A 16,697-nucleotide genomic window follows, 5' to 3' on the forward strand; every position below is an offset into this window, starting at 1 on the left:
CAGTCCCAACCTCGGGGTTGCACGTGCAATGCGGGTCACACGGTCACGAGTTGGGCGTCGCGACCGCCGCCGAGGGGCGGATCGGGAGCCTGTTCACCGGGCGGCCCGTGGCCGCACGTACGGCTGAGGCTACCGCCGCAGGGGCCGTCACCACAGGGATCGCGCTCGCCGCCTTCGCGCCGAACGGGGCCACCACGTCCCGCTCTTCGACCAGTTTGACGATCCGGACCACCGGCGCGTCCAGCGAAGTCGGCAGCGCATAGCCCGTCAGGTCGGGGTGGCGGACCAGACCCGACACCGACCGGAGGTTTTCCGAAAGTGCCGCGCCCACGCCCTGCGTGACGCCCGCTTCGATACGGGCCTCCAGCTGGCGGGGGTTGAGGATGCGGCCCACGTCCTGGGCCACCGCGAGTTCGACCACCCGCACCGAGCCCAGTTCGATGTCCACGTCCACCACCGCGCGGATCGCGCAGAACGCCAGGCCCACGAAGGCGTCGCCCTGGCCGTCGCCGTCCAGGGGCTCCGTCGGGTGGGGGCGGCACTGGGCCGTCGCCCAGAGTTCCTTGCCCGCCATCGCCTCCGCGACCGTCGTCGAGAACGCGCCGTCGTACGAGGTGATTCGGCCGTCCTGGATCTGAAGGAGCTCCGTCGACATGCCCAGTTTGTGGGCCATCGGCTGGAGGAGTTGCGTGCGGACCATTTTTGCCGCGCGCTCCACCGCGCCACCCGAGACCCACGTGTGGCGGCCGTGCGCCGCCGGGCCCGCCGACGGCTGGTCCGTGTCGACCGGGGCCGTCACGACCTCGTCCACGCCCAGCGTCTCCTGCACGATCTGGCGGGCCAGCGTGGCGAAACCCTGCCCCGTGTCCACCGCCGCGCAGATCACCGTCGCCGCCCCGTCGACGACCTTGACCGTCGCCGTCGAGACCTCGTCCGTGCCCTCCGCGCCGAGCATGTGGACCATGCCCACGCCGTACCCGACCCCGCGCCGCACCGCGCCCGGCTCGCCCGCGCCCTCCGGGCCGCCCGGCAGCAGCCACTCCTCCTCCGGGGTGTCCTTGGGGAGCGAGGGGAGCGGGTAGTCGCGTACCGCGCGCAGGAGTTCCGCCACGGGGGCCGGGCAGGTGACCGTCTGGCCCGTCGGGAGCAGGTCGCCCGTCGCCAGTACGTTGCGCAGGCGCAGCTCCGCGCCGTCGATGCCGAGGGCGGCCGCGAGCTTGTCCATCTGGCCCTCGTACGCGGCGCAGACCTGCATCGCGCCCTCGCCCCGTACGTGGCCCGACGGCGGGTTGTTCGTACGGACCGCCCAGCCCTCGACGAAGGCGTGCGGCACGACGTACGGGCCGCAGGCGAACGCCACCGCCGCGGCCAGCGACTCGGAGGACGAGTCGGCGTACGCGCCCGCGTCCATCAGGATCTGGGCCTCGACCTTGACCAGCCGGCCCTCCGCGTCCGCGTGGTGGCGGTAGCGCAGCAGCGTCGGGTGGCGGTGGGTGTGGCCGAGGAAGGACTCCTCGCGGGTGGCGGCCAGCTTGACCGGGTAGCCGGTGCGCAGGGCGAGCAGGCCCAGGGGAAGTTGGAAGGCCGCGTCCTCGCGGTCGGCCGTGGCGCCCGGGACGCCGGTGACGACGACGCGCACCCGGTCGGGTTCGAGGCCGAAGCAGGCCGCCGCCAGGTCGCGGTCCAGGTGCGGGTCGGTGGAGGCGGTGTAGATCTCCACGCCGCCGTCGGGCCGCGGCACGGCCAGCCCGGCCTCGGCGCCGATGGGCGCGGGGTCCTGGCGGCCGATCCGGTACAGGCCCTCGACGACGACCTCGCCGGTGGCCTCCGGGTCGCCGTAGCGGAGCGGGATGTGCCGGATCAGGTTGCCGTCGGGGTGCAGGGCGGGGGCGCCGAAGGCCTGTTCGGGGTCCGTCACCGCGTCGAGCAGCTCGTACTCGACGGCGATCGCGGCGGCGGCGAGGCGGGCCGTGTCCGGGTGGTCGGCGGCGACGGCGGCGATGGGCTCGCCGTGGTGGCGGACGACGTCGTGGGCGAAGACGGGCCGGTCGGCGATGCGGCGGCCGTGCGTGGTGGCGCCGGGGACGTCTGCGTGGGTGACGACGGCGCGCACGCCGGGCATGGCGGCGGCTGCGGAGGTGTCGACGGAGAGGATGCGGGCGTGGGCGTGCGGGGAGCGCAGGACTGCGGCCCAGAGCAGGCCCTCGGCCCACAGGTCGGCCGCGTACGGGAAGGTGCCCTCGCTCTTGGCGCGCGTGTCGGCGGCGGGCACGGAGGCCCCGATTCCGCGCGGCACCTCCTGCTCGCCCGCCTCGGGCGGCGCGGCGGCCGAGGCGCCCGTGGAGACCGATACCGTCGTCGTGGCCGTGGCCGCGTCGTGCCCGCTCACGCCATGCCTCCGTTGTGGTGGATCCCGCCCTCGCCGGGCGGCGCCTGGTGCGGAATACGCGCCTCCGCGCCAGAGCCGCTCCCGGCCCCGCTCCCGTGCCCGTTCCCGACACCGCTCCCGGGCGCGTCGGCCGCGGCCGAGGCCTCACGCTCGGCAACGACCTCGCGGACGGCCTCGATGACGCCCTTGTAGCCGGAGCAGCGGCACAGGTTCCCGCACAGGGCCTGCCGGGTCTCCAGCTCGCTGGGGGCGTGGTTGCCCTCCAGCAGGTCGTGGATGGTCATGGCCATGCCGGGCACGCAGAACCCGCACTGCACCGCACCCGACCTGCACAACGCCTGCTGCACGTCCGAGAGTTCCCCGCCCCCGGCGAGCCCCTCCACGGTCCGGACCTCACTGCTCGCCGCCGTCGCGGCCGGTACCAGGCAGGAGGCGACGAGCCGGCCGTCGACCTGCACGGCGCACGCCCCGCATTCGCCCTGCGAGCAGCCGTCCTTGGCGCCGGCGAGGCCGAGGCGCTCGCGCAGCACGTACAGCAGGGACTCGCCGATCCACGCACCGGTGACGGGCCGGTCGGCGCCGTTGACGCGCAGGACGTAGGAAGCCAGCGGGTGCTCGTGATGGGCGACGGCCTCGGCAGTCGCGTTTTCTTCGTACGTCGGCCCCTCGGCCGGGAAACCTTCGGCGCTTCCCGCATCCGGCATCGCCACAGCGATGTCCGCGGTGTCCGCACTCGGCGTTCCCGGAGCCCCGGCTTCGCCGAAGCCGCCCCCGAGACCCCGCCCGTCCGTGTCGGCGGGCCCCGCGGCGGGCTCCGCCGTGAACCCGTGCTCGCTGCCCGGCCCGGACTCCGCCCCGGCGGGGCCGTGCCCGTGGCCGGATGCCGTGAACCCGTGCCCGTCGGTGTCCCCGGGCTCCCCGAAGCCACCGGCGACGCCGCCGACCCCGGGACCGCCCGACAGCGCGTACTCGGCAGCCGCGACGGGCGTCGCCGCGCGCTCCCGATCCGCGTCGGCGCGCGAAGCCACCTCGGCGGCCTCCGCCCCCGGATGCTGCCGTTCCGCCGTGACCGGCGCCGACGCCGGGCCGTGGGCGGCCTCGATGTCGTGCGGAGCCGGATGCACCGGCTCCGGCTCCGGCTCCGGCGCCTCCGGGAGCGTGCCCACACCGGGTCCGCCCAGTACGCGGGGGCCGCGCCCGGGGCCGCCGACACCGGGGCCGCCGAGCCGCCGCAGGCCCGCGCCCGAGGTGCCGGTGTCGCCCGCGTCGGGCCGCGCCTCGGGCAGCACGCCCGAGCTCATCGCGGCATCCGGACCCGGACGCGCGGCCGCCGCCGCCTCGAAGTCGGGATGGGTCGCCCAGGGGGCCGCCGCGCCGCCCGGCAGCGTCGCCGGGGCCTGGCTCCAGTCGGCCGCCGCGGCACCGAGGCGGAATTCCCCGGTCTGCTCGGGCAGTTCCGGCAGGGTCCACTGGCCGGTGGTCACGGGCTCGGAGTCCTGGACCGCCTCCGGGAACCGCCACTCGGCGGTCGCACCGGAATCGTGCGCCCCCTCGGCCGAAGCCAGAGCCTGACCCGACACCTGCCCCGGCGCCTGACCCGGCTCGCCGCCCGAGACCCGTACGGGATCCTGACCCGCGCCCTCGAACGCCGCCGCCACGGAGGCCGGAATCGGGATCGAAGCCGGGATCGGCCCGCCGACCGGCGCGGGCGTCGGCGCACCACCGGAAGCACCCGCACCACCGGAAGCACCCGCACCGCCACCGGTGTGCGGCGCCGTGCCCGCCTCCGGCCACTGCGCCGGAATCGTCCACGTCCCCGTCGCCGCCGGATCCGCACTCGCCGAACCCAGCGGCACGATCATCGGCGGCGGCACGTAGCCGTGCCCGGGCGCCGCGAGCGGCTCCCCGGTGCCGAGCGCGTCCAGCATGTCCTGCGGCAGCTTCACGAAAGCCGTCGCGTCGGAGTCGTACTCGCCGCCCTGCGCGACCGGCTCCCAGCCCCAGCTCGTGCCGGTGTGGCCCGCGGGACCCGCGTCCCCCGTCGTTCCGCTCACGTTCTCGTTCCCACTCATGAGCTCAGCGCCCTCCCCAGGGCCCTCCGTGCCAGCACGGCGACCGTCCGCCGCAGATGCAGTACCCCGGGTGCCACGGGCTCCCCCTGGTCGGGGACGCAGGCGGCGGCGACGTACTCGCCGAAGGCCTCCAGGGCCTCGGGGGCCAGGGTCCGCCCCCCGTCCCAGTCGATCAGCGAGGCCACCCACTGCTCGGCCTCCAGCGGCCGCAGCGGCATGGGCGCGACCGCGCCGATCGCACAGCGCACACCACGGCGCGCCGGATCCAGTACGAGCCCCACGGATGCCACCGCACGCCCCGGGCCCGTACGCCCCGTGGCCTTCAGGAAGACCTGCGGCGCGTGCAGCAGCGGCACCCGTACGAAGCCGATCAGCTCGCCGGGCCGCAGCATCTCGCGGCCGGCCAGCAGGTGCGAGACCGGGATCTCCCGGCGCGAGCCGCCCGGGCCGTGGATGACGAGGATCGCCTCCAGCGCAGCCAGTACGGGCAGTGCGTCGCCCGTCGGCGCGGCGGTGGCGATGTTGCCGCCGAGGGTGCCGGCGTTGCGGATCTGCGGGGGCCCGGCGGCCCGCGCGGCCGCCGCCAGCGCGGGGATCAGAGCGGCGAAATCCGGCCGTCCCATCCGCGCGTGGGTGAGCCCGGCGCCGAGCAGCGCGTGCCCGTCCTGGTACTGCCAGCCGCGGATCTCGTTGATCCGGCCCAGGCCCACGAGCGCGGCGGGCCGCAGCAGCCCGGCGTTGACGGAGGCCATGAGGTCGGTGCCGCCGGCGACGGGCACGGCGGCGGGCATGGCGGCGAGTGCCGCCACGGCCTCGTCGAGCGAGGCCGGCAGCGTCACGGACTGCGCCGCTTGCGGCCCCTGAGATGAATGCAGTGCATGCGGTGCGTGCGTGGTCAACCCAGCTGCCCCTTCCCGATGTCCCGGTCCCGGCGCTCACGCCTGTCCGCCGTACGGTACGTGCTCACCGCCGGGACGTGGCAACTCTGGCACATCTTCCCCACCGCCCGGCGCGAGGGTCCGGCGGGCGCCCCCTGGAGCTTCCGGACGTCCGGTTTCCCCCGTATCCACCGAATCAACCGAATCGATTCGGATCCACCGAATCCCCCGAAATAGAGCAAGAGTTCCCGACCGCCCCCAAGAACGAAGGACGTCCCGGAACCCTCAAGAGTTCCGCAGAAGTCCGAAGGATTCCGATCGGTGCCGAAACAGTGCGGAAAGGTTCCGGCCACCGCCGGCCAACCCCCTGCTGCCCCCCCCCTGCCGCCCTCCGCCGCCCCCGCCACCCGCTGCCGCCCCCGTCGCCCCCCCCATTCACCCCCCGACCGCCCCGCCCACATCACACGTTCGGGGGCTCCCCCTCGATCGGCCGCCCGAGCACCCCCGGCCGCCGCTGCCACGGCAACGGCCCGCCCGGCGGCCGGTAGTCCACGCCGAGCGCGTCGAGCCGCAGGTAGTGCCCGCCCATCCGGGCCTCGAAGCCCGCGTAGTCCCGCTCACCCGGCTCCGGCAGCCGCGACCACACCACCTCGGCGAAGGCCGCCAGCCGCGGGAACACCTGGTAGTCCACCCGGCCCTGGTTCTCCATCACCTCGGTCCACACGTTGGCCTGTGCGCCCAGCACGTGGGACGCGGCCTGCGGCGACAGCTTCGGCGGCACCGGCTCGAAGCGGTACACGTCCTCCAGCGAGCGCACGTACCCGATCGGCATCGGCTCGTCCGCGCCGCCCGCCTGACGGTGGTCCAGGTACACCTGCTGCTCGGGGCACATCACCACGTCGTGCCCGGCCTCGGCGGCGGCGATCCCGCCCGCGTACCCGCGCCACGAGGAGACCGCCGCCCCCGGCGCGAGCCCGCCCTCCAGGATCTCGTCCCACCCGATCAGCCGCCGGCCGCGCTCCGCGAGCCAGCCGTCGAAGTGCCGGATGAACCAGGACTGGAGCCCGTCCTCCCCGTCCACCCCCAACTCCCGGATCCGTTCCTGCGCGAGCGCCGACGCGCGCCACTGCTCCTTGGGGCACTCGTCGCCGCCCACGTGCACGAACGGCGAGACCTCCGCCGGGAACAGCTCCAGCAGCTCCTCGAAGACCCCCTCGTAGAAGCGCAGTACGGCCTCGGTCGGCGCGAGCACGTTCTCGTTGATCCCCCAGTCGTCCCACACCTCCAGCGCGCCGGTGTCCACGACGTCGGTGTTGCCGAGCTCCGGGTACGCGGCGATCGCGGCCTGCGAATGCCCCGGTACGTCGATCTCCGGGACCACCCGCACGTGCCGTTCGGCGGCGTACGCGACGATCTCGCGGATGTCGTCCTGCGTGTAGAAGCCGCCGTGCGGGGTCTCGTTCCACAGCGGCGAGGCCCGGTGCCCCCAGCGGCTGCGCGGCCGCCACGCGCCGACCTCGGTGAGCCGCGGGTGGCGCTTGATCTCGACCCGCCAGCCCTGGTCGTCCGTCAGGTGCAGGTGCAGCACGTTGAGCTTGTGCGCGGCGAGCAGGTCGACGTACCGCAGCACCCCGTCCTTCGGCATGAAGTGCCGGGCCACGTCCAGCATCATGCCGCGCCAGCCGAAGCGGGGCGCGTCCTGGATCCCTCCCACCGGCAGCCGCCAGGCGCGGCCCGGCGCCGTGGGCGCGCGCCGGTGGGCCTCGGGCCCGAGCAGCTGGCGCAGCGTCTGCGCGGCGTAGAAGAGACCCGCCGGGTCGGCGCCTTCGAGCAGCACCTCCCGCTGGGCGACGTGCAGCTCGTACGACTCCGCGCCGACGCTGCGGGCCAGGTCGGGGCGGAGCACCAGCCGGATCACCGTACGCCCGCCGTACGCGTCCCCCGCCTCCCCCGCCTCCCCCGCGGCCGGCGCGGGCAGCTCCCAGCCGGTGGCAGCGCCGAGCTCGCGGCGCAGCCAGCGGGCGGTGCCCTCGGCTCCGGGGCCGACGTGGAGCAGCGGATCGTCCAGTACGCACTCGCCGGCGTCGCGGGCGAATCGCGCGTACCGCGGCTCCGGAATCAACTCGGGCATGGCCTCCGCCCCTCCACCGTCCAGCCGTTGCGCGATGCGCAACGCGCGTTTCACAGGGCGCCCGGCGCCCGTGTGCGGCCGACCCTAGTCCGCCCCCCGCGCACGGCAAAGGCCCCCGGACGCGCATCAGCGCATCAGGGGGCCTTCGAGGGCCTCGGTCCCGCCGAGGAGGGGCCGAACGGACCGGACAGCTCGGACCGAACGGACCGAACCGGACCGGACCTACTTGTCCTTGCCGCCCTTGTCCTTGTCCCCGCCGGGGCCCATGGACTCGTAGATCTCCTTGCACATGGGGCAGACCGGGTACTTCTTCGGGTCCCTGCCCGGTACCCACACCTTGCCGCACAGCGCGACGACGGGGGTCCCGCCGAGCGCGCTCTCCATGATCTTGTCCTTCTGGACGTAGTGGGCGAAGCGCTCGTGGTCGCCGTCGCCGTGGGACACCTGCGGCGTCGGCTCTACGAGGGTCCCCGTACCAGTCCCGCGCTCGGGCTCAAGAGTGCTCATAAAAGCCAGGGTACCGACCCGTGCGCGGGTCAGTTGAGCGACGGGTCGTCGGGATACGTGGCGACCATCGCGAGCTCGCTGCGCTGGCGGCGCAGCACCGCCCGCCACAGCCTTTCGGGATCGGGGTACGACACGTCCCCGGGCTCCGATTCCACGACGTACCAGGCGCCGTCGCCGACCTCGACCTCCAGCTGGCCCGGGCCCCAGCCCGAGTAGCCGGCGAAGATCCGCAGCGAGCCGAGGGCCGCGGCCAGCAGCTCCGGCGGGGCCTCCAGGTCGACCAGGCCGATCGCCCCGTACACGCGGCGCCACCCGAGCGGCCCCTCCTCGCCGGGGATGACCGCCACGCCGAGGGCCGAGTCCAGGCCCACCGGCCCGCCCTGGAAGACGACCCCGGGATCGCCGGCCAGGGTCGCCCAGGGCAGCAGGATGTCACCGACCCCCACGGGGGTGGGCCGGTTGAGGACCACGCCGAGCGAGCCCTGCTCGTCGTGGTCGAGCAGGAGCACCACCGCGCGGTCGAAGTTCGGGTCCGCGAGGGCGGGGGTGGCCACGAGCAGCCGCCCTGTGAGGGAGGACACCTCGGTCATGCCGACATGATCTCGCACAATCGCCCTTCAGGGGGAGCGGGCGGGCGCACCGGATCTCACGCAGCTCAGGGCGCACGGCAGCAGGGAGGAGCGCGCGCCCCTCGGCCTTGGCGGAATGCAACACTCCGCCATGAGGTGGGCACTGTGGGTGTTGTGGCTAATTCATGACAGTCCTACGGCCGCGTCAGCCTTACGAACAAGGGGGTGCTGCCCCTTACCCTTTTCCCTGGCCCCCTGCCCACCCTCCTCTGGCCTCGCCGGGGGAGCCCCTCTCCGGAACGCGAGATTCATGACCGGCACAGACAGAGACGACGTACTACTTGTCCATGGCGGTACCCCGCTCGAGGGCGAGATCCGTGTCCGCGGTGCGAAGAACCTCGTGCCCAAGGCCATGGTCGCCGCTCTGCTCGGCAGCGGACCCAGCCGGCTCCGCAACGTTCCCGACATCCGCGACGTCCGTGTCGTGCGCGGGCTGCTCCAGCTGCACGGGGTGACCGTTCGCCCCGGCGAGGAGCCGGGTGAGCTCGTACTCGACCCGACGCACGTCGAGAGCGCGAACGTCGCGGACATCGACGCGCACGCGGGTTCGTCGCGCATCCCGATCCTGTTCTGCGGTCCGCTGCTGCACCGCCTCGGCCACGCCTTCATCCCGGGCCTCGGCGGCTGCGACATCGGCGGCCGGCCGATCGACTTCCACTTCGACGTGCTCCGCCAGTTCGGCGCGACCATCGAGAAGCGCGAGGGCGGCCAGTACCTGGAGGCCCCGCAGCGCCTTCGCGGCTGCAAGATCCGCCTGCCCTACCCCTCGGTCGGCTCGACCGAACAGGTGCTCCTGACGGCCGTCCTGGCCGAGGGCGTCACCGAGCTGAGCAACGCCGCGGTGGAGCCGGAGATCGAGGACCTCATCTGCGTCCTGCAGAAGATGGGCGCCATCATCTCCATGGACACCGACCGGACCATCCGGATCACCGGTGTCGACCGCCTCGGCGGCTACAACCACAAGGCGCTCCCGGACCGCCTGGAGGCCGCCTCCTGGGCTTCCGCGGCGCTGGCGACCGGCGGCAACATCTACGTCCGCGGGGCGCAGCAGCGCTCGATGATGACGTTCCTGAACACGTACCGCCGCGTCGGCGGCGCGTTCGAGATCGACGACGAGGGCATCCGCTTCTGGCACCCGGGCGGCCCGCTCAACGCGATCGCGCTCGAGACGGACGTGCACCCCGGTTTCCAGACCGACTGGCAGCAGCCGCTGGTGGTCGCCCTGACCCAGGCCGCGGGCCTGTCGATCGTCCACGAGACGGTCTACGAGTCCCGTCTGGGATTCACCTCCGCGCTCAACCAGATGGGTGCACACATCCAGCTGTACCGGGAGTGCCTGGGCGGCAGCGCCTGCCGGTTCGGGCAGCGCAACTTCCTGCACTCGGCGGTCGTCTCCGGCCCGACGAAGCTGCAGGGCGCCGACCTGGTCATCCCCGACCTGCGCGGCGGGTTCTCGTACCTGATCGCGGCGCTGGCGGCCGAGGGCACCTCGCGGGTCCACGGCATCGACCTCATCAACCGCGGCTACGAGAACTTCATGGAGAAGCTCGTGGAGCTGGGGGCCAAGGTCGAGCTCCCGGGCGGCGACCTCGTCTGAGCCGTACGGCCGACCGAAAGCCCCCCGGGCCCACCAGGGTCCGGGGGGCTTTCGCATGCGCCCACCGGCCCGTACGCGGCCGTTCACCGGCCCGTACGAGGCCCTCGCCGGCCCGTACGGCGCCGCGGCCCGGGAGGACCCGGCGGGAAGCCCGGCAGGACCCCGGCGCGACCCCGGACAGGCCGAAGGGCGGCCTCCCCGCCCGGGGATGGCCGCCCTTCGCCAGTACTGCGTACTGCTCTGCCGCTCCGAGGGCCCCTACGGGCCCCGGTACGGGCAGGACTTACTTGCCCTTGGCGGCTTCCTTGAGCTTGGAGCCCGCGGAGACCTTCACGCTGTAGCCGGCCGGGATCTGGATGGGGTCGCCGGTCTGCGGGTTGCGCGCGGTGCGAGCGGCACGGTGGGTGCGCTCGAAGGTCAGGAAGCCGGGGATGGTGACCTTCTCGTCGCCCTTGGCGACAATCTCGCCGACGGTCTCGGCGAGCGCGGCCAGAACGGCGTCGGCGTCCTTGCGGGTCACCTCGGCGCGCTCGGACAGAGCGGCCACCAGCTCACTGCGGTTCATGTTGTACTCCCGTGTTCAACTTGCCTTAGAGGCGTGAGATCGAAGCCGATGCTGCCAGGGCCCTCGGACAGTCCCCGGACCCGGGTCTGAACGTCAGACCCTCTCGCCCGGTTACGCATCCTGCCCCCACCAGCGGCGGGAAAGCCAATCCGGCACCCGCCAGGGTCACACGAAAAGCGCCACAGTCACGCCGCGGTGACGCTCCGTCCGCACTTGGTGGATGCGGACCGCGGACCTCGCGGGCATCCCCGCAACCCTAGAGGCGGCCCGCCGGGCCCGCATCTCGCGACGCGCCGGGATCGGCAAGCCGTGAGGGCCGTCACAGCGGCGGCCGGACCCGGCGCGGCTTCGCCCGACTCCGCGTCAGATCGCCGAGGCGGCCTTGCGGACGGCTCCGGCGACCGCGCCGGCCACCTTGTCGTTGAACACCGACGGGATGATGTAGTTGGCGTTGAGCTCGTCCTCGCCGACGACGTCCGCGAGCGCGGTCGCGGCGGCCAGCATCATGTCCGTGTTCACGGTGCGGGACTGGGCGTCCAGCAGGCCGCGGAAGACACCCGGGAAGACCAGCACGTTGTTGATCTGGTTGGGGAAGTCGGAGCGGCCGGTGGCCACGACGGCGGCGGTCTGGCGGGCGACGGCCGGGTCCACCTCGGGGTCCGGGTTCGCGAGCGCGAACACGATCGCACCTTCGACCATGGCCGCGACGTCCTCGCCGGACAGCACGTTGGGGGCGGAGACTCCGATGAACACGTCGGCGCCGACCACGGCCTCCTTCAGAGTGCCCGTGTAGCCCTCGGGGTTGGTGTTGTCGGCGATCCAGCGCAGCGGGGAGTCGGCGGCCGCGTCGACCAGGTCGGTGCGGCCCGCGTGCACGACACCGTGGATGTCGGCGCTGACGACGTTCTTCACGCCGGCCGCGAGGAGCAGCTTGAGGATGGCCGTACCGGCCGCGCCGGCGCCCGACATGACGACCTTGACGTCCCCAACTGCCTTGCCCACCACGCGAAGTGCGTTGGTGAGGGCGGCGAGGACGACGATGGCGGTGCCGTGCTGGTCGTCGTGGAAGACGGGGATGTCGAGGGCCTCGCGCAGGCGGGCCTCGATCTCGAAGCAGCGCGGCGCGGAGATGTCCTCCAGGTTGATGCCGGCGAAGCCCGGGGCGATGGCCTTGACGATCGCGACGATTTCGTCGGAGTCCTGGGTGTCGAGGCAGATCGGCCAGGCGTCGATGCCGGCGAAGCGCTTGAAGAGGGCCGCCTTGCCCTCCATGACGGGCAGCGCGGCCATCGGGCCGATGTTGCCGAGGCCCAGTACGGCGGAGCCGTCCGTCACGACTGCGACGGAGTTGCGCTTGATGGTGAGGCGGCGCGCGTCCTCGGGGTTCTCGGCGATGGCCATGCACACGCGGGCGACGCCCGGGGTGTAGATCATCGAGAGGTCGTCGCGGTTGCGGATGGGGTGCTTGGACGCCATCTCGATCTTGCCGCCGAGGTGCATCAGGAAGGTTCGGTCGGAGACCTTGCCGAGGCTGACGCCCTCGATGCCGCGCAGCTTGCCGACGATCTCGTCGGCGTGCGCGGTGGAGGTCGCGGCGATGGTGACGTCGATACGGAGCTTCTCGTGACCGGAGGCGGTCACGTCGAGGCCGGTGACCGACCCACCGGAAGACTCCACGGCGGTGGTCAGCTGGGAGACCGCGGTTCCGCTCGCGGGCACTTCCAGGCGGACCGTCATCGAGTACGAGACGCTGGGCGCCGTTGCCATGGCCGTGTTCCTCTTCTGTCCCTGGTTTTTTGTACACACACAGGGCCCCACGCACGGCAGGTGCGGCAGGACCTGTTGTCCGATCGTCCCACCTACCAGCCAGTACAAGGTAACCAGCTACAAATTTCGGAAAGACACTTCCACCATACGAGATAGATCAGGTGTGCGGAAGCGTAGGCCCGTACGAAAAAGGTCCGCGCCCCTCGGAATCCGAGGGGCGCGGACCTGTATGAACGTCTATGACACCGACCCGCCATGCTCGCCTCGCGGCAAGTGGTCGCTCTAAGCGACGAAGGTTGGGCCCGGGGGCTTGGATCGAGCCGGTGCCGTACCCAGGCTAACAAAGGATCGCCGGAAGCGATCCCCCTCCCGGGAGTTGACCTCGTCTCACCACGCATGTGGCCGCAGGCCATCCGGGTCTGACCGGCACAGCGCCGCGGGCCATCCGGGTCTGACCGGGTCCTACGGCTTCAGCAGCGCCGGCACCCCGTCCTCGCCGGGCTCGTCGCGGCCCGCCGAGACCACCGTCAGCTGCTGCGTCGCGCGGGTCAGGGCCACATACAGCACCCGCAGGCCCGCCGGGGACTCTTCCGCGATCTCCGCCGGGGAGACGACCACGGTGGCGTCGTACTCCAGGCCCTTGGCCTCCAGGCTGCCGAGCGCGACCGCCCGCTCCCCCAGGTCCGCCAGCCAGCCCGCGGCCTCCGCGCGCCGGTCCATGGCCACGACCACGCCGACCGTGCCGTCCACCTGCTCCAGCAGCCTGCGCGTCTCCTCGCGGACCGCCGCGCCCAGATCGCCGCCGGCGGCCGTGAAGCGGGGCTCCAGGCCCGTGGAGCGGACCGCCGTCGGCGGCTCCATGCCCGGCATCGCCAGCCGCAGCACCCGGGACGCGACCTCCGCGACCTCCGCCGGGTTGCGGTAGTTCACCGTCAGGGTGAACCGCCTGCGCGGCCGGGAACCCAGGGCCTCGTCACGCGCCGCGGCCGCCTCCTCCGGGTCCGTCCACGAGGACTGCGCCGGGTCGCCGACCACCGTCCACGTGCCGTGCCGGCCGCGGCGGCCCACCATCCGCCACTGCATCGGCGTCAGGTCCTGCGCCTCGTCCACGATCACGTGCGCGTACTCGGTGCGCTCCGCCGCGATCCGCTCCGCCCGCTCCCACTGGGTCTCCTCGCGGGTCGGCATCAGCTCCTCCAGCCCGCTGAGCTGGTCGAGCGGGTCGAGCTGCCGCTTGCGCTTGGGCCGGGCGGGCGCGCCGAGCAGCAGCTGGAGCTCGTCCAGCAGCGCCACGTCGTGCACCGACAGCGGACCCTTGCCGTCCGGGCCCACCCGGCGCAGCGAGCGCGCCAGCTGGCGGGTCTCGCGCGGGTTGAGGACCCGCCGCGACCAGCGGCCCAGCCGGCGCTCGTCGGCCATCGCGGCGAGCACCCCGCGCGGGGTCAGCTCGGGCCACCAGGCGTTCAGGAAGTCGATGAACGCGTCCTCGGTGGAGATGTCCTCGTCGAACGCGGAGCGCAGCTCGGCCGCCAGCTCCGGATCGCTGTGCCGGCCGGCCCCGCCCGATCTCGCGTACAGGGCGTCGAGGAGCAGCTTGCGGGCGCGCGGGCGCAGCAGGTTCACCGGAGCGGTGCCGCTGAGCACGTTCTGCCGGATCCGGTTCAGCTCGTCGGCCTCCAGCTCCTGGCGCCGCCCGAAGGCCACGACGCGCAGCCGTTCCGGGGCGTCACCGAGTTCGAGCGCGCCCCGTACGGCCTTGTGGAGCACCTTGCGCATGCGCGAGGAGCCCTTGACGCGGGCCACGGCCGGTTCGTCGTACGTGGTCGCCTCGGCGCCGTCGACCAGCGAGCCGAGCGCCCGGATGGCGACCTGGCCCTCCTCGCCGAGCGAGGGCAGCACGCCCTCGGTGTACGCGACGAGCAGCGGGGTCGGCGAGACGATCAGGATGCCGCCGGAGTAGCGGCGCCGGTCCTGGTAGAGCAGGTAGGCGGCGCGGTGCAGGGCGACGGCGGTCTTGCCGGTGCCGGGCCCGCCCGCGACCTCGGCGACCGAGGCCGCGGGGGCCCGGATCACCATGTCCTGCTCGGCCTGGATGGAGGAGACGATGTCCCGCATCGAGTGCGTACGGGCCCGCCCGAGCGCGGCCATCAGGGCGCCGTCGCCGATGGCGGGCAACTCCCGGCCGTCCTGGAAGGCGGTGATCTCGGGGCGCATCAGGTCGTCCTCGACGCCGAGCACCTTGCGGCCCTTGGAGCGGATGACGCGGCGCCGCACGACCCGGCCGGGGTCCTTGGGCGTGGAGCGGTAGAACGGCGCGGCGGCCGGCGCGCGCCAGTCGATGACCAGCGGCGCGTAGTCGGCGTCGAGCACTCCGATGCGCCCGATGTGGAGCGTCTCGGCGATGTCGGCGGTGAGGTCCCCGCGGATCGCGTCTTCGGCGGGCTCGACGGAGGTGTACGCGCCGTCGGGCCCGCGCTCCCCGTCCTTGCCGAGGACCAGGTCGATCCGGCCGAAGAGGAAGTCCTCGAACTCGTTGTTCAGCCGGTTCAGGTGGATACCCGCCCGGAAGACCTGCGCGTCGCGTTCGGCGAGCGCGCCGGGCGTGCCGACCTGACCGCGCTTGGCCGCGTCGTTCATCAGGAACTCGGCCTCGTCGATCTTCTCTTCGAGGCGGCGGTACACCTGGTCCAGATGCGTCTGCTCGACCGCGATCTCCCGATCGCGGACGGAATCCGCCGTGCTGTCGACAGCGGCATTCTGCGCGGCCACCAAGGCCCCCTTCTGACGTGCATGGGCGACCGTCAACCGTACGCGAAGCGGGACCCTGTCCGCACGCCCGTTCCGGTGACCGGGCGAAGATCACTGCCCGGCCGCCGCTCCGTCGCCACCCGATCGCTACCCGGGACGGGCCGCGAGGACCCTGCGGCGGTGCCGGGCGACCCGCTCCCGGTTGCCGCACAGCTCACTGGAGCACCAGCGCCGCCGGTGCCCGCGCGAAGTGTCCAGGTAGACCCGGGTGCAGCCGTCCCCCTCGCAGGAGCGCAGCAGGTCCCGCTCGCCGGGGTCGGTGAGCAATTCCACGGCGTCCCGGGCGACGGCGGCGAGCAGCGCACCGCATTCCACGCCGCCGCACAACTCCCGCACGAGGTGCCCTTCTTGGTCCTGTACGGCACACAGTCCCGGGGGTGGACCGGCGGCCAGCGCGTTGACCCGGGCCAGCGCGCCCTCGTCGGGACCGGCCCCGGCGAGCTCCGCCCGTACGAGGCTCCCCACGTCGCGGCGCAGCGCCCGGAAGGCCTCCACCCAGTCGGGGCCCACCCGGGCGATCGGCGTCCGGTCGGGCACGAGCCCGGCTCCGGCGAGCCACAGCCGCAGCTCGTCGCCGTCTCGGATCTCCTCGGCGCCCGCGGGGGCGGCGAAGGTGGCCACCAGGTCCAGGCACACCCGCCCGGATTCGAACCACATGCCCGTCACCGCCTCTTGGCTAGGGGTGCGCGTGCTTCTCAGAGTGCCGGGCGCTGCTGCGATGCGGAACCCCCCGTACGGGGGCCAGGGATCTGCTCAGAGGGGCGGGTCGTCGTGGAGGAGGCGCTGGAAGAGGCGGTGGTCGCGCCAGGCGCCGTTGATGTGCAGGTAGCGGGGTGCGAGCCCGTACTGCTCGAACCCGGCCTTGGCCAGCACCCGCTGCGAGGCCACGTTGTCGACCAGGGTCCCGGCCTCGACGCGGTGCAGCCCGATCTCGGCGCGGGCGATCCGGCAGACCTCCTCTACGGCGGCGGTGGCCAGTCCCTTGCCGTGCCGGGCCCGGTCGATCCAGTAGCCGATGCCTCCGCTGCGGAAGGGTCCGAGGGTGATGCTGCCGAGGTTGATCATGCCGACGGGCGTGCCGGAGCCGGTCTCGACGAGCACGTAGGACGCGGTGCGCCCGGCGTCGCGCTCGGCGAGCAGCGCCTCGATCCGGACGGCCTGCCCCGCCTCGGTGAAGAACACCTCGGACCGCCACGGCTCGAAGGGCGCCATGTACGCCCGGTTGCGCGTCAGCGTGTCGGCCAGCCCTGCGGCGTCCCCGACCTCGACGCCCCGCATCTCCACCCCGTCAATGATCACCAGGGCACGCTAACGAACGAACCTCGGCACGCGCATCCGGCCCCGCCAATTCCAG

The 16,697-nt window shown here is 73.3% G+C and carries 12 protein-coding genes; 1 reads left to right on the forward strand and 11 read right to left on the reverse strand.

The genetic code is table 11. The features are described from left to right. Positions 1-43: 43 nt before the first annotated feature. The 6 genes from OG509_RS14940 to OG509_RS14965 form a co-directional block, all read right to left on the reverse strand. Positions 44-2,389: a xanthine dehydrogenase family protein molybdopterin-binding subunit gene (locus tag OG509_RS14940; protein ID WP_406183073.1), complete on the reverse strand. Its 2,346-nt coding sequence runs from the start codon at positions 2,387-2,389 to the stop codon at positions 44-46. Next, positions 2,386-4,461, reverse strand: coding sequence for a 2Fe-2S iron-sulfur cluster-binding protein (locus tag OG509_RS14945; protein WP_406183074.1), 2,076 nt, complete (start codon positions 4,459-4,461; stop codon positions 2,386-2,388). Before OG509_RS14945 ends, OG509_RS14940 begins: the two co-directional genes overlap by 4 nt. Then, the gene (locus tag OG509_RS14950) at positions 4,458-5,360 is read right to left on the reverse strand and encodes an FAD binding domain-containing protein (protein WP_406183075.1); all 903 of its coding nucleotides are present in this window, start codon (positions 5,358-5,360) and stop codon (positions 4,458-4,460) included. Before OG509_RS14950 ends, OG509_RS14945 begins: the two co-directional genes overlap by 4 nt. A gap of 439 nt (positions 5,361-5,799) precedes the next feature. Further along, complete coding sequence (locus OG509_RS14955) at positions 5,800-7,470, reverse strand: beta-N-acetylhexosaminidase (RefSeq protein WP_406183076.1); 1,671 nt, start codon at positions 7,468-7,470, stop codon at positions 5,800-5,802. 222 nt (positions 7,471-7,692) lie between these two features. Beyond that, a complete protein-coding gene (locus OG509_RS14960) occupies positions 7,693-7,977 on the reverse strand; it encodes a DUF3039 domain-containing protein (protein ID WP_030161320.1) in 285 nt (94 codons plus the stop codon). 29 nt (positions 7,978-8,006) lie between these two features. Beyond that, positions 8,007-8,567 carry a YqgE/AlgH family protein gene (locus tag OG509_RS14965; RefSeq protein WP_387285849.1) on the reverse strand — a complete coding sequence of 187 codons (561 nt, stop codon included), beginning with the start codon at positions 8,565-8,567 and terminating at the stop codon, positions 8,007-8,009. A 289-nt stretch (positions 8,568-8,856) separates the two neighbouring features. Between OG509_RS14965 and murA the strand changes: the two genes are divergently transcribed. Continuing rightward, positions 8,857-10,203 carry a UDP-N-acetylglucosamine 1-carboxyvinyltransferase gene (gene murA / locus OG509_RS14970; protein WP_053691036.1) on the forward strand — a complete coding sequence of 449 codons (1,347 nt, stop codon included), beginning with the start codon at positions 8,857-8,859 and terminating at the stop codon, positions 10,201-10,203. 283 nt (positions 10,204-10,486) lie between these two features. On the opposite strand, the gene OG509_RS14975 is transcribed toward murA, so the two are convergent. From OG509_RS14975 to OG509_RS14995, 5 genes are all read right to left on the reverse strand, one after another. Continuing rightward, positions 10,487-10,768, reverse strand: a complete 282-nt coding sequence (locus OG509_RS14975) for an HU family DNA-binding protein (RefSeq protein ID WP_007264399.1) — start codon at positions 10,766-10,768, stop codon at positions 10,487-10,489. A 363-nt stretch (positions 10,769-11,131) separates the two neighbouring features. After that, positions 11,132-12,535, reverse strand: a complete 1,404-nt coding sequence (locus tag OG509_RS14980; protein WP_406183077.1) for an NAD-dependent malic enzyme — start codon at positions 12,533-12,535, stop codon at positions 11,132-11,134. Positions 12,536-12,997: 462 nt separating this feature from the next. Beyond that, positions 12,998-15,304 carry a HelD family protein gene (locus OG509_RS14985; protein WP_406183078.1) on the reverse strand — a complete coding sequence of 769 codons (2,307 nt, stop codon included), beginning with the start codon at positions 15,302-15,304 and terminating at the stop codon, positions 12,998-13,000. 126 nt (positions 15,305-15,430) lie between these two features. Further along, positions 15,431-16,000 carry a CGNR zinc finger domain-containing protein gene (locus tag OG509_RS14990; protein ID WP_385588997.1) on the reverse strand — a complete coding sequence of 190 codons (570 nt, stop codon included), beginning with the start codon at positions 15,998-16,000 and terminating at the stop codon, positions 15,431-15,433. 96 nt (positions 16,001-16,096) lie between these two features. Further along, positions 16,097-16,621, reverse strand: coding sequence for a GNAT family N-acetyltransferase (locus tag OG509_RS14995; RefSeq protein ID WP_406187580.1), 525 nt, complete (start codon positions 16,619-16,621; stop codon positions 16,097-16,099). Between the last annotated feature and the right edge of the window lie 76 nt (positions 16,622-16,697).

It is taken from the genome of Streptomyces sp. NBC_01006, from assembly GCF_045162725.1.
GTDB lineage: Bacteria > Actinomycetota > Actinomycetes > Streptomycetales > Streptomycetaceae > Streptomyces.

Excerpts from the sequence above, each read along its gene's own strand:
- OG509_RS14945 (WP_406183074.1), bottom strand. The coding sequence starts at position 4,461 with ATGAGTGGGAACGAGAACGTGAGCGGAACGACGGGGGACGCGGGTCCC.
- OG509_RS14955 (WP_406183076.1), bottom strand. The coding sequence starts at position 7,470 with ATGCCCGAGTTGATTCCGGAGCCGCGGTACGCGCGATTCGCCCGCGAC.
- OG509_RS14960 (WP_030161320.1), bottom strand. The coding sequence starts at position 7,977 with ATGAGCACTCTTGAGCCCGAGCGCGGGACTGGTACGGGGACCCTCGTA.
- OG509_RS14965 (WP_387285849.1), bottom strand. The coding sequence starts at position 8,567 with ATGACCGAGGTGTCCTCCCTCACAGGGCGGCTGCTCGTGGCCACCCCC.
- murA (WP_053691036.1), top strand. The coding sequence starts at position 8,857 with ATGACCGGCACAGACAGAGACGACGTACTACTTGTCCATGGCGGTACC.
- OG509_RS14975 (WP_007264399.1), bottom strand. The coding sequence starts at position 10,768 with ATGAACCGCAGTGAGCTGGTGGCCGCTCTGTCCGAGCGCGCCGAGGTG.
- OG509_RS14980 (WP_406183077.1), bottom strand. The coding sequence starts at position 12,535 with ATGGCAACGGCGCCCAGCGTCTCGTACTCGATGACGGTCCGCCTGGAA.
- OG509_RS14990 (WP_385588997.1), bottom strand. The coding sequence starts at position 16,000 with ATGTGGTTCGAATCCGGGCGGGTGTGCCTGGACCTGGTGGCCACCTTC.
- OG509_RS14995 (WP_406187580.1), bottom strand. The coding sequence starts at position 16,621 with ATGCGGGGCGTCGAGGTCGGGGACGCCGCAGGGCTGGCCGACACGCTG.